Annotated in this window: 11 protein-coding genes; 8 read left to right on the top strand and 3 right to left on the bottom strand. The window is 60.0% G+C overall.

Annotated features, from left to right (window positions below):
- The first annotated feature begins 9 nt into the window (after positions 1–9).
- The 4 genes from NKJ40_RS11800 to NKJ40_RS11785 all read left to right on the top strand — a co-directional run bounded on the left by NKJ40_RS11800 (position 10) and on the right by NKJ40_RS11785 (position 4,165).
- On the top strand, positions 10–1,197 hold the full coding sequence (locus NKJ40_RS11800) for a glycosyltransferase family 9 protein (RefSeq protein ID WP_352466248.1): 1,188 nt from the start codon (positions 10–12) through the stop codon (positions 1,195–1,197).
- Positions 1,187–2,365 (top strand): glycosyltransferase family 9 protein, encoded by a 1,179-nt coding sequence (locus NKJ40_RS11795; RefSeq protein WP_352466247.1) that lies wholly within the window; start codon positions 1,187–1,189, stop codon positions 2,363–2,365. The genes NKJ40_RS11800 and NKJ40_RS11795 overlap by 11 nt, the downstream gene beginning before the upstream one ends.
- Before the next feature lie 301 nt (positions 2,366–2,666).
- Complete coding sequence (locus NKJ40_RS11790; RefSeq protein ID WP_352466246.1) at positions 2,667–3,455, top strand: sulfotransferase domain-containing protein; 789 nt, start codon at positions 2,667–2,669, stop codon at positions 3,453–3,455.
- Positions 3,456–3,475: 20 nt separating this feature from the next.
- Complete coding sequence (locus NKJ40_RS11785) at positions 3,476–4,165, top strand: sulfotransferase family protein (protein WP_352466245.1); 690 nt, start codon at positions 3,476–3,478, stop codon at positions 4,163–4,165.
- A 30-nt stretch (positions 4,166–4,195) separates the two neighbouring features.
- On the opposite strand, the gene NKJ40_RS11780 is transcribed toward NKJ40_RS11785, so the two are convergent.
- The gene (locus NKJ40_RS11780; protein WP_352466244.1) at positions 4,196–5,410 is read right to left on the bottom strand and encodes a glycosyltransferase family 2 protein; all 1,215 of its coding nucleotides are present in this window, start codon (positions 5,408–5,410) and stop codon (positions 4,196–4,198) included.
- Here NKJ40_RS11780 and NKJ40_RS11775 point away from each other — a divergent pair.
- The 4 genes from NKJ40_RS11775 (at position 5,378) to NKJ40_RS11760 (ending at position 9,563) form a co-directional block, all read left to right on the top strand.
- The gene (locus NKJ40_RS11775) at positions 5,378–6,541 is read left to right on the top strand and encodes a glycosyltransferase family 4 protein (RefSeq protein ID WP_352466243.1); all 1,164 of its coding nucleotides are present in this window, start codon (positions 5,378–5,380) and stop codon (positions 6,539–6,541) included. The genes NKJ40_RS11780 and NKJ40_RS11775 overlap by 33 nt on opposite strands.
- Positions 6,542–6,654: 113 nt before the next feature.
- Positions 6,655–7,428 carry a glycosyltransferase family 2 protein gene (locus tag NKJ40_RS11770; RefSeq protein WP_352466242.1) on the top strand — a complete coding sequence of 258 codons (774 nt, stop codon included), beginning with the start codon at positions 6,655–6,657 and terminating at the stop codon, positions 7,426–7,428.
- 108 nt (positions 7,429–7,536) lie between these two features.
- Positions 7,537–8,259, top strand: coding sequence for a glycosyltransferase (locus tag NKJ40_RS11765; protein WP_352466241.1), 723 nt, complete (start codon positions 7,537–7,539; stop codon positions 8,257–8,259).
- A 266-nt stretch (positions 8,260–8,525) separates the two neighbouring features.
- The gene (locus NKJ40_RS11760) at positions 8,526–9,563 is read left to right on the top strand and encodes a phosphatidylglycerol lysyltransferase domain-containing protein (protein WP_352466240.1); all 1,038 of its coding nucleotides are present in this window, start codon (positions 8,526–8,528) and stop codon (positions 9,561–9,563) included.
- 598 nt (positions 9,564–10,161) lie between these two features.
- On the opposite strand, the gene NKJ40_RS11755 is transcribed toward NKJ40_RS11760, so the two are convergent.
- Together NKJ40_RS11755 and NKJ40_RS11750 are read right to left on the bottom strand one after the other, a co-directional pair.
- Entirely contained in the window at positions 10,162–11,238 is a 1,077-nt protein-coding gene (locus NKJ40_RS11755; RefSeq protein WP_352466239.1) for an ABC transporter ATP-binding protein, read from the bottom strand.
- The gene (locus NKJ40_RS11750; RefSeq protein ID WP_352466238.1) at positions 11,235–12,035 is read right to left on the bottom strand and encodes an ABC transporter permease; all 801 of its coding nucleotides are present in this window, start codon (positions 12,033–12,035) and stop codon (positions 11,235–11,237) included. The genes NKJ40_RS11755 and NKJ40_RS11750 overlap by 4 nt, the downstream gene beginning before the upstream one ends.

Below are 12,035 nucleotides of genomic sequence, written 5' to 3'. Positions count from 1 at the left end.
AACATCGCCGTGCAGAACAGACGAACCATCCTTCAGAAGGCAAAAACCGCCGATCTGCGCCCGCAAGGCGCCGTCGGCAAGCGGCTGCAGAAGGTTCTCGAGCGGGCAAAGGAACTTCTTAGACGTCCTTCGCGCCACGCCGACGAAAGTGCCGAAAGGCATATGAGGCTGATGGAGGAAAGCGTGCAGCGTGGTGACTGGCAAACTGCTCGCGACCATGCACTGGCGCTTGGCGTGCTTGGTGAGCAGCTTGGCGATCTCGGCCTGATCAAGAAAGCGGGGCGTGGACTGAGGCGTCTCGACGGAGGAAATCGCATCTGGCAGTTGATGGCGGCGAGCAAGCAGCTGCGCGGCAGGCCCGATTGGGATGGCAGTGATCTTGCGGGTCGCACGCTTCTCGTCGATCGTCGCGAAGGCGACCTGGCGATCTTTTTCCAGTTCGCGTCTTTGCTTGGTCCAGCAGCTGCGGCTGCCGGTCGATGCATCGTTTTCGTCGAGCCCCGACTGGCACCGCTTTATCGCAGAACATATCCTGCGCTCGATGTCAGGATTGAAGGGGAAGAGGACATGGCGGCGGTGGACGCCGATGTCGTTGCCGGTTTCGAGACACTCGCAAAGCATTTCTGGCTGGACGACCCGGCGGCACGCGCGCCCTTCGTTCCGCTGGAGCCGGACCGCCGACTGGTTGCCGAGCTGCGCGGCACCTATCTCGATGGCGGCCCAGGTCCCCTGATCGGATTTGCCTGGGGAAGCCTCAACAAGAGCAAGGATCTGCCGGCCTTGGACGATTGGCGGACGCTGTTCAGCAGCCTGCCGGGGCGCCTCGTCAGCTTGCAATATGGCGATGTCGGGCCGGCCCTCTCCGAGTTCGAGCGCCACGCGCCGGGGCGCATCATCCATGACGCTTCCGTCGACCAGTTGACGGATATGGACCGCTTTGCCGCCCAAATTGCGGCGCTGGACGCGGTGGTGACGATCAGCAATACCGGCGCCAACCTGGCCGGAGCGCTCGGCGTGCCGACGATTATCATGCTCGACGACGGGTTTCGACTGTCCTGGCCTGCCTTCGGCGAGACCGTCGCCGCATATCCGAGCGTTCGACTGGTCAGAAAAGGCGGCCGAGCCTGGGCGTCGGCAGTGCAGGAAGCAGGCGGACGGGTCATGCAAATCATCGGCGGAGCTGGCGATGGAAGGTAGCCTACTTCTCGGCCGGTTGCGCCGCGCTGTCGCGCTTGCAGGCTACAAATACAAGGTCTGGTTCCGACGTCACCGGCGGCAGCTCTTTCTTCGCTGGCGCGACGGCGACATTGCCGATCAGATGGCGGATTATCGGCGAAGCGTCGAGTCCCGCGATTGGCCGGCGGCACTGCCGAAAGCCCTGGCTCTTGGATCCATTGCGAAGTCGAGGGGCGAGGTCCACCTGATCGACGAGCTCAGCAAGGCGCTGATGCGGATGGGCGCTTATGGCGCAGCCGCCGAACTCAGGATCGCCCGACGCCACATCGTCAACGGCCGCGTCGATGGCGAGTGGCTGGGCCAGGATATTTCTGGCCAGACACTGCTGATTGATCTGATGGAAACCGAAAAGCAGGGTCTGGCCACCGCGATCCATCATGCGAGTTCCGTCGGCTGTGCCCTGGCGCGCGCCGCCCGCTCGATCGTGCTGGTCGAGCGCCGCCTGGTACCGCTCTTTCAGCGCACTTTTCCGACCGCCGATGTGCGGCCGGTCGGCGCTGGCGGCAAGGCCGCCTATGCCGAGGCGCAGGCCTTCGCCGGCGTCCAGCATCTGACTGCCGTTTTCGAAACCGACGAGGCGACGATCCGCGAGCATTTCGTGCCCCTTAAGCCGGATCCGGCCCGGGTCGCTGAACTTCGCGCCCGCTACCGGAAGGAAGGATGGCCGTTGGTCGGTATCGCATGGGGCAGCTCCAATCCCGGCAAAGACCTGCCGCCGCTTGCCGCCTGGCGAAACCTGATCGGCCGACCGGACCTCCGGTTCGTCTCGCTGCAGTACGGCCAGATCGAGACCGATCTGAAGATCCTGACCGACGGTGAGCCGGAGCGCATTCTTCATGACAGATCGGTCGATCAGCTCGTCGACATGGATCTTTTCGCCGCGCAGGTTGCCGCGATGGACGCCGTGGTGACCATCAGCAATACCGGAGCGCATCTGGCCGGCGCGCTCGGCATCCCCTCGGTTTTCATTCTGGGCGACGGCTTCAAGCGCTCCTGGCCGGTCGAGGGCGACCGCACGCCCTACTATCCATCGGCCGTGCTGGTCTCGAAACGGGAACGCCCCTGGTCCGTGGTGATGGGCGAGGCCGAGTCCATTCTGGCGCCATGGCTCACAAAAGTGAGTGGCTAATGCATGTCGTCCAAAAGCGCGTCACTGAATACGCTTCGACGCGATGCGCATTAAGGAGTTCGGCCGACGGACCGCGGAATGGAGCGCCCGTGTCGAACAGTCGTCGCAACAGGCCAAAAAACATAAGGCATTCCGAACCGGGATATAGTAAAGGCCAATTCGCCCCGCAGAGGATCGCAATTCTTGCTGGCATTTCTGCCTTGTGTTCGAATTAGCCGTAGGCTTAGGCGCCCAGTAATGGGGTTGGTCTGGCCGGCAGCGGTTCGGGCGCCAGCTCTGATAATCTAAAGGAGGTCTCTCCATGTCCTTTCTAAACATGTCCTTTCTAAAATTTTTCCAGGCCAAAGCGCCGCCTCTTCCTCTTATCGTATCCTTTCCAAAATCGGGGCGCACCTGGCTACGTGTCATGCTGGACGATCTCGGAGTTGAAGTTCAATACATTCACGACGGAACCGACCACAAGTTACTTCGACCGATATCGGGCCTCAAGGAGAATAAATCTCGATACAAGAAGAGAAGAACAATAATGCTTGTTCGCGATCCAAGAGATACGGTGGTCTCAGGGTACTTTCAGGTTCAGAAGCGCCACATGCTTCCAGCGGGATCGTTCAGCGATTTTATCAGAAGCGACAATCATGGGATTGAAAAGATCATCAGATTTAATCTGCATTGGTTCGCGGCCATGCCCCGGATGCGCGAAATCCGGTATCTTCAATATGAAGATATGCATCGGGATACGGCTGGTGTCCTTCGCGCGATCCTTGGATTCCTGAACCAGCAGGCTGACGATCGGACGCTTGTCGAGGTGGCGAACAACCGAACGTTCGACAAGATGAAAGTGAGTGAATCGACCGGTGATCTGTCCGATCGATACGGCAAGATATTACAGCCGCGCGATGCGAACGATCCGGAAAGCTTCAAGGTGCGCAAGGGCAAGATAGGCGGTTACGGCGAATATCTTTCCGAGGATGACGTGGCCTATTGTGACGAGCAGTTGGCTCAGTTCGAATATTGGGAGAAGCTGGACAAGGTCTTTACCACAAACGGCTTGTGTTACGTCGATAACCGCACCCGGGTCGCCTTGGATTAGGGAGCATTGCCGACATGGTGATGCGGACGGGATTCATTTGCGGCTGCGGCCATAGCGGGACGACGTTGATCGCGACGATCCTTGCGTCGCATCCAGACGTCTACCTGCCGCTCCAGGAAACCAACATTTTCTTCAAGTGGACGCCACTGGCCATGTTCCGCTACTGGAAGCTGAAGCGGGCGGCGCTCGAGGCTGGAAAGAACGTGCTGCTTGAAAAGACACCGCGGCATATCCGTCGTGTCGCCCGCATTCGCCGGCTCGTGCCCGGCGCGCGTTTCGTCATGCCGGTGCGAGACGGGCGCGACGTTGTAGCGTCCCTGATCAAACGACTTGGCGACCCAAAGGAGGCTCTCGACCGCTGGATCAACGACAATGCGCTGGTTCTCGCGGAACGGGGAAAGCCGGATGTGCTGATCTATCGTTATGAGGATCTGATCGAGAATCCGGCCAAAGTCGTCGAGCAGATATGCGGCTTTCTCGATGTGACCTTCAGCCCGGAGCTCCTTGACTATCACAAGAACCCGCAGCAATGGTTCAAGCCGACCGACGCCGGCGTCGAGACGCCACATGCGGTGCTCCGGAACCAACAGGTCAATCAGCCGATCTATGACGGAAGCGGAAGATGGCGCTCCGAACTTGGAGACGCAGAGTTACAGGATCTGGTACAAGGACGAGGTGCCAAGCTTATGAAAGCATTCGGTTATGCATGATATCGGTTCGGCATCTGCTGGAAATGCCATTTACCAATCAATTCTGTCGATCAAGCCCGTTTTGAACAGACTGTGAGCTCCTTCATACGGCATTGACTGTTCGTTCATCGCGCTGAGAGCGGCTTTACCGCTCGATACCTCATGATACTGGCGATATTTGGAAGCGCCGTTCCAATACTGGCCTTCTGCCACCGCGACCTGCGCCTTATCGTTGAAATCGGCGAAGAACTTGAAATGAAGCAGGCCGCCAAATCCCTTTATATAGTTCCGCCAATAAGGCAACGGTGAGTGAATCGACGTAAAAATCGTCTGGCGATCAACATATATCAAGGGAAATTTAGTCAACTTGTGTTTTCTGGCGAAAAGCCGGGTCCTCGGGCCACCTGTGATCTTCAGATGCCGGGGGCTCCTCGTCACCTCATAGCCGCTGCCGTCGAAATGGTCCGCAACTTGCCATGGCGGCACGATGGGATCGAAGGGTACGTCCCAGATGTTTCCGCTCGGATACATGTCGATCATCGGCGCCAGCAAACGCGTCATTCCGCGTCGCTTGAGCCAGTCGGCCAACGCGCCGAGCGGATGCTGATCCATGCCGTCATAGACAAGATATTCGTCGGCATCCACGGTCAGATACCATCGAGGCTGACCATAAATCTGCACGATACGCTGCCGCCAAAGATTTCCCAGGTCCGACTGCGAATAGGTGATCGGCGAACTGAATAGATCGATATCCGGCTGCTCGGCCAGAAGCTCAGCTGTTCCGTCGGTCGAGCGATCATCGAGGACGGCGAATCTGGTGACGCCGAGTTCGCGATAGTGCTTCAGGAACGGGCGTAGCCTGTCCGCCTCGTTGCGGATGACGAGGATCAAAGGCAGGTCATTCGCTTTAAGGGGCGTTATCGGCCGCAGCGATGACACTTCTGCCCGCCTTCCGAAGGTGTGTCTCAGCCGATATATGGCGGTGTCGGTAATCGTCCGGCGGACAATGGCGGGCCAGGTTGCTTTGCTCAAGCCGTCGATTCCCCTCATGGCGGTCACCGCCCGGCTGGAGCTGGCGCTGAACCGCTGTTTGCAGTTAATTTCTACATGCAGCACCGTTAGGCAAATCGCAAGCAGTTGCGGAGTTCCGGCGGGTGAGCTTTCCAAGTGTTGCCGATGCGCGCTGGCCTCTATAGACATCGTCGGATGGCAACAGGCCGGAGCCCAGACCCCATGTACGCCGGCATTCGTGGCACCGAAATTCAATTCGACAGGCCGATCCTGTTCGTGCGCCAGCGTTATGCGCCTTTTGGTGGAGGCGAGATCATGCTGGAAAACATCATGGCCGCATTCGCCGCGCGTCAGCGGCCGGTGGCCGTGCTCTCCGGCGACTGGCCGCGATATGAAGGCGTAGAATTCATCCATTGTGCCGGCCGCCGCTTTCCGCGCTCGTTGCGGGCAACGTCCTTTGCTCAAGCCGCCTGCCGCAAGATCGCCGAGATGCCACCGGCCCTGGTGCAGAGCAACGATCGCCTCCCGTGCTGCGATGTCTTCCGGGCCGGGGAGGGCGTTCATGCCGCCTATCTTGCCGAGCGGCGGCGTTTCGAGACGCGGCTTGGCAGGGCGGCAATGGCGCTGAGCCCTTTTCACCGCCAGACGCTGCGCCTCGAACGCGCAACCTATGCCAGCCCTCGGCTCAAAGCTGTCATAGCGATCTCGAAGATGGTGGCCGACGACATTGTCCGTCACTACGATTATCCGGCGCAAAATGTGCACCATATCCCCAACGGCGTGGACCTCGACCGCTTCAGCCCGCAGCTGCGCCAGCTGCATAGGGCCGCGGTCCGCGCGCGGCTCGACGTCGACGAAAACAGGTCGGTCGTCCTGTTTGTCGGCTCGGGCTTTGCGCGAAAGGGACTGCTTGCACTGATGAAGGCGGTCGCTAGGCTCGATGGCGAGCCTGAATTGTGGGTCATCGGCCATGATTCGCGCGCCAACGCCTTCAGGCAGGCCGGTGACAGGCTCGGTCTCGGCGCACGGCTCAAGATGCTTGGGCCGCAGAAAGACATGCTGCCGTGGTACGGCGCGGCCGATATTGCCGTGCTGCCTTCCATCTATGACCCTTTCGGCACAGTGGTCATCGAAGCGATGGCCAGCGGTTTGCCTGCTGTGGTAAGCACCGGCTGTGGAGCGCGCGAGCTTGTCGAGCGGTTCGAGCCGACGCTCGTTTGCGATGCGGCCAGCGAAAGCGACCTCGCAGCAGCGCTCGCGCACGCGCTGCGGTTGGCGTCACGACCTGAGACCGCAGCCAGGGTGAGAGCGGCGGCCGAACACTATGATTTCAATGTCATGATCAAGCGAATGATGGCGCTGTATGAAAGCCTTGATCTGAAATGATTTTCGACTTTGTTAGATCAGGTTAGTACCCTCAGTGTGCCAACAGGCCGGGAGCCGATGCTGCAGATGCATTCGAATGACAGTGGCAGCTTTGATGCCGGAATCTTCTGACCGTGCCGGCGCTCTCGGTCATTATCATCACCCGCAACGAGGAGGCGTCCATCGCGCAATGCCTTCGGTCGGTCCATTTTGCCGATGAGATCGTCGTTCTCGACAACAACAGCAGCGACAGGACCAGGGAGATTGCCGGTGATCTGGGGGCCAAGGTTCTGATGACCGTTGATTGGCCCGGTTTCGGCGCGCAAAAAAACCGTGCGCTGGCCGCGGCAACGGGGGATTGGATCCTCTCGCTGGATGCCGACGAGTGGGTGGAGGCGCCGCTCGGCGCGGAAATCAGGGCCGCAATCGCCGACCCAAAAGCCTATGACGGCTTCGAAATACCGAGAAGATCGCGCTTTTGCGGGCACATTGTCCGCCATAGCGGCTGGTCGCCCGATCTGGTGCTCAGGCTCTTCCGTCGCCGGTCCGGGCGCTTCAGCGACGACACCGTGCACGAGAAGGTATTGGTGAATGGGAAGGTCAGCCGATTGTCCCAGCCGATCGAGCACGATTCCATTACCGACTTGGCAGATGCCCACGACAAGATCGGCCGGTACGCAGAAGCGTCCGCCGCGCAGCTGCTTGCCGAGGGCAAAAAAAGCTCGATAAGCAAGGCGGTCTTGCGCTCCGTCTGGGCTTATGTGCGCAGCTATATTTTCCGGCTGGGATTTCTGGACGGTTCCATCGGTGCGATGGTGGCCGCGTATTCGGCCAGCTACACCTATCAGAAATGGGCGCGTGTCGCATTGGGAATGCGAGGCCAGGTCCACCCAAAAAAGCAAGGCTGAGGCCAGGACAAATCTGTGAGAAACCGGCTTGGTTGACCGCCATTGTTGCCGAGCCATCGCCAACTAGTTAGTGTACGACCGTTAAAATAGAAAGCCAGGGTAGTGAATATGACTGATGCGTTTAGGGTATTTATCGGATGGGACAGCCGTGAGCCGATCGCGTACGACGTCGCGCGGCATTCGCTGCTCAAACATGCGTCGGCGCCTATCTCCGTCATTCCGATCAAACAGGACGAGATGCGTGACCGCGGGCTGTATTGGCGGGAAAAAGATCCGCTCGCCTCGACGGAGTTCACCTACACGCGCTTTCTGACGCCCTTTCTCGCCGACTACACGGGTTGGGCCCTGTTTTGCGATTGCGATTTCCTGTGGCTTGGTGACGTCGCGGGCCTGCTGAAATATACTGACTCGGACAAGGCGGTCTATTGCGTCCAGCATGACTATACGCCGAAGGCCACGACCAAGATGGATGGCGTGGTCCAGACATCCTATCCTCGGAAAAACTGGTCGTCGCTGATGCTGTTCAATTGCGCGCATCCTTCGGTCAAATCGCTTACGCCAGAGGTCGTGAATCAGGAAAGTGGCGCCTATCTTCACCGAATGCAGTGGGTTGCCGACAAGGATTTGGGCTCATTGCCAGTAGAGTGGAATTGGCTCGAAGGCTGGAACGAAAAGCCTGCGGTCGGCACACCCAAGGCGGTCCACTATACCAGCGGCGGCCCGTGGTTTGCCGAGTGGCAGGATGTTGACTACGCCGACTTGTGGATAGCAGAACGCGACGAGTTCCTGGCTTCCGATCAAGCAGAATCTTCTCAGAGCGCAGTTCGATAAGAGCATCGGCAGGTGACCTGAGCGCTTCCGAAGTGGCATCGATTTTCGTGTCGCCAAGGGCGCAGCAACCAGCCGTCAGGCGCTGGGCGTCGACAACAATGCGCGGTGCGCCTTTGGGCGGGACCGGGGGCAGATTGCGCCTAGGAATCTGGCAGTTTAGGCCGTGTAAGCATGCCGCACCCAGTTAAGGATCAGCTCGCGGTAATATGATCGGTTTGGGGTCCGTCAGCTCTTTCATCGGCCTAGCCGGCACGCGAAAGTCGACCATGCCGTCACTGCGAAGACGCCTCGATCGATTCCTGGAAAACCGCGGGCCTAAAATACCGCGGCTGCAGCTGAACCATGTCGAGCGCCTGGCGCTGCTTCGTCGCCATGGTGATTTTTCCCTTGCCTATTCGACCGCCGTGCAGAAGGGGCTTCATTACTTCGGCGATGCCCACGGCTACATCGCTTACGGCAGCAAAACGCGACATCATTTCGCGCTCGGTGATCCAGTGGCTGATCCGGCCGCTCGGCGCGACTATATCAGACGTTTCATCGAGGCTGCCGGCAGCCCGTGGTTCGTGCAGATCGGCGAACAGACGGCGCGCGTGCTTGCCGGGCTTGACTATCAGGTCAACCGCCTCGGCGTTGACACCAAGCTTGTCCTGCCCGGACACGACTTTTCCGGAAAGCGCAATGAGACAGTGCGCTATTCCGAACGCTGGCTCTTGAGGAAAGGGTTTTCCTTCGCGGAGGACAACGGGACCGTCTTCCTCGACGAGATTGCCAGGCTCTCCCATAATTGGCGGGCCGACCGCATCGTCAAGCGCTGGGAGATGAGATTTCTCAACAGGCCCTTTGCCGATCACCTTGGCGTCGATATGCGCCGTTTCGTCCTGCACGGTCCGGATGGGGAGCTCGTGGCCTTGCTGGATTTCGATCCGCTGTTCAGCGACGGCAAGATCATCGGCTACACCACCTCGTTCAAGCGCAAGCACATCGATGCCTCGGCGCATGCCGAGATCGGCCTGACCAAATTTGCGGTCGACCGTTTTCGCGACGAAGGTGTTTCCGCCGTCACCCTCGGCCTGTCGCCGCTTGTCGAAATCGGACCTAGCGGGTTTGCCGAAAGCGATTTCTGGCGGCGCGCCTTCCAGCGTGCCTATGACTCGCCCTGGGTCAATCGCACCCGTTTCAACCTGCAGGGGCAGGCGGCCTTCAAGCGCCGGTTCCACGGTGTCGAAGAGCCGACCTATCTTGCCTTTCGCAAGGGGAGCTTTTTCGAAGCGCTTTCTCTGCTCCGGCTGATCAGGGCCGTCTAGTACCTGGTGGATGAAGGGCTCGTCGTCTCCCAGTATGGTCGACGACCTCACACCGGCCAGGTTTGGTCGTTTAGGTGGGAAAGGAATGCCGCGGCGGGATGCAAAAGACCGGCTGCGAAGCGCCGGACCATTCTTGCGGTCTTCGCCCCAGTTCGTCCGGGGCACTTTTGGCAGCCTGAGAACAGCTCCGCATCAGCGCGCCAGCGAGCGGATTCACTATTGCTGCTGCGTACCGCCAGGAATAATGAGAGTACCCTGGCCCGGCCTTGAGAATCTGAAGCCTATGAAGAACAAAGCAACGATGATCAAACAAATGACGATGACCGCGACGACGCTGCCAGGATGGTGTTCGGTATCTGGCGGTTGGACCATTGCCTTCCCGTATGGCTATCGCCACTGACCTTCTTCATCTTCCAACCGAGCATGACGACTGTCAATGGACAGAGGAGCTGCCCCCGCCATCCAATCAGCCGCCGGTAGCGTCGAACACGTTACGCGCTTGCCGACCGAAGTTGATAATGGACCGAACCACAACTTGTCCTAAGCAACGCCTCCATCGCTGCGAAGCGTTGGATGGCGGCGATCCACCGCGGCTTAGTCAAGCCGGAAACAGGAACGCCGCCGCCGGATCGAAAAAGACCTGCCGGCTGCAGGGCGACACACCCTGCGATTGCATGGCGGCGGAGGTCGGCCTGATGTCAACCTCCTGTCCAGCGGCGATGCGCGCGACTATCCGCCGGCGCTCGCCGTAAAATGCGATGTCGACGATCTCGACATTCAGTTCAGCGCTCGCCGGGCTCCGCTCCATGCTAAAGGCTTCGGGGCGGATCATCAGCCTGGTCTTCTGGCCTTTGCCGAACGTGCCGTTGGCCCTGACTCCGGATATGATCGAACCGTCTGTCATGCGGATCGTTGTCTTGCCGTTGGTGGTGTCGAGATGTTCGGCGGCGAGGAAATTCGAATTGCCGATGAAGCCGGCGACGAAATCGGTCGCCGGCCTGAGATAGAGATCCTCGCCGGTGCCGGTCTGCTCGATGCGGCCATCCTTGAACAGGGCGATCCGGTCCGACAGATGCAGCGCCTCTTCCTGATCGTGGGTGACATAGAGGATGGTGACGCCGGTCTGGCGATGGATGCGGCGGATTTCGCTCTGGATTTCCTCGCGCAGCTTCTTGTCGAGCGCCGACAATGGCTCGTCCATCAAAAGGATCGGCGGATCGTAGGCCAACGCCCGGGCCAGCGCGACGCGCTGCTGCTGGCCGCCCGACAGCGCACCGGGCAAGCGCCCGGCAAAGCTTTCGAGCCGCACCAGGGCCAGCATGTCGGCGACCTTTTTCTTCACCTCGGCGTCCGGGCGGCGGCGAACCCGCAGCGGAAAAGCGACGTTTTCGGCCACCGTCAGATGCGGAAACAGCGTGTAGCGCTGGAAGACCATGCCGATGTTGCGCTTGTGCGAGGGCACTGCAAGCAGTGATTTTTCTTCCAGCAGGACATCGCCGGAACTCGGATCCTGAAAGCCGGCGATCGCGTAGAGCGTCGTCGATTTTCCCGAACCGGAGGGCCCGAGGAAGGTCAGGAACTCGCCCCTGGGAATGTCCAGCGTGACGTCGTGCACGGCGACTATCGCCCCGAACGCCTTGCGCAGATTGCGGATGGAGAGGAAAGGCTGGGTCATGTCCGGAACTTTCGCTGCAGCAGCGCCGTCATCACCATCAGGGCAAGCGTCAGCCCGACCAGCAAACTGGAGGCGGCGGCGATCACCGGACTGAGGTCCGACCGCAGACTGCCCCAAATCTTGACGGGCAAGGTTTGCAAGCTGGGGCTGGCCATAAAGATCGCCACCACGACTTCGTCCCACGAGGCGAGGAAGGAAAAGATCGCGGCGGAGAAGATGCCGATCCGGATCGACGGCAAGGTGATCCTGAGCCTGGCCTCGAGCGGGCTTGCCCCGCAGACGATTGCCGCGTCCTCGATCGACTTGTCGAACCCTTCGAGCGCGGTGGCGATCGGAATGATGGCGAAGGGCAGCGCCAACACGGTGTGGGCGATGACGAAGCCGATGGTGGTACCGCCGAGGCCGAGGCGAAGGAAGAAGGCGTAGATTGCGATGGCGAAGACGACGACGGGCAGGACCATCGGCGTCAGCAGCAGGCCGCGCAGGATCTCACGTCCGGCAAACCGTCCGCGAACCAGAGCAAAGGAGGCAAGCAGGCCGATCGCTACTGCCAGGATCGTCGTCATGGTGGCGATCCGAGCGCTGGTCAGCGCCGCGTCGAGCCAGGCCGGATCGGCAAAAAGCTTCTGGTACCATTTGAGCGTCCAGCCGGGCGGCGGAAAAGCCAGCCAACGCGACGAGCCGAAGGAGAGCAAGACAATGAAGACCACTGGCAGCAGAAGAAAGGCGGCGACCAGCGCGGTGAAGCCGAGCAGGGCAACCCGTAGCCAACCTATGCGGTCATAGTCGAGCAGCAT

Source organism: Mesorhizobium sp. M0119 (assembly GCF_040322615.1).
Taxonomy (GTDB): Bacteria; Pseudomonadota; Alphaproteobacteria; order Rhizobiales; family Rhizobiaceae; genus Mesorhizobium.
The sequence above is the reverse complement of the archived record's forward strand: the minus strand, read 5'-3'. Positions and strand labels throughout refer to the sequence as shown.

Excerpts from the sequence above, each read along its gene's own strand:
- NKJ40_RS11790 (WP_352466246.1), top strand. The coding sequence starts at position 2,667 with ATGTCCTTTCTAAACATGTCCTTTCTAAAATTTTTCCAGGCCAAAGCG.
- NKJ40_RS11750 (WP_352466238.1), bottom strand. The coding sequence starts at position 12,035 with ATGCTGCTCGACTATGACCGCATAGGTTGGCTACGGGTTGCCCTGCTC.
- NKJ40_RS11775 (WP_352466243.1), top strand. The coding sequence starts at position 5,378 with ATGTACGCCGGCATTCGTGGCACCGAAATTCAATTCGACAGGCCGATC.
- NKJ40_RS11755 (WP_352466239.1), bottom strand. The coding sequence starts at position 11,238 with ATGACCCAGCCTTTCCTCTCCATCCGCAATCTGCGCAAGGCGTTCGGG.
- NKJ40_RS11765 (WP_352466241.1), top strand. The coding sequence starts at position 7,537 with ATGACTGATGCGTTTAGGGTATTTATCGGATGGGACAGCCGTGAGCCG.
- NKJ40_RS11795 (WP_352466247.1), top strand. The coding sequence starts at position 1,187 with ATGGAAGGTAGCCTACTTCTCGGCCGGTTGCGCCGCGCTGTCGCGCTT.
- NKJ40_RS11760 (WP_352466240.1), top strand. The coding sequence starts at position 8,526 with ATGCCGTCACTGCGAAGACGCCTCGATCGATTCCTGGAAAACCGCGGG.
- NKJ40_RS11785 (WP_352466245.1), top strand. The coding sequence starts at position 3,476 with ATGCGGACGGGATTCATTTGCGGCTGCGGCCATAGCGGGACGACGTTG.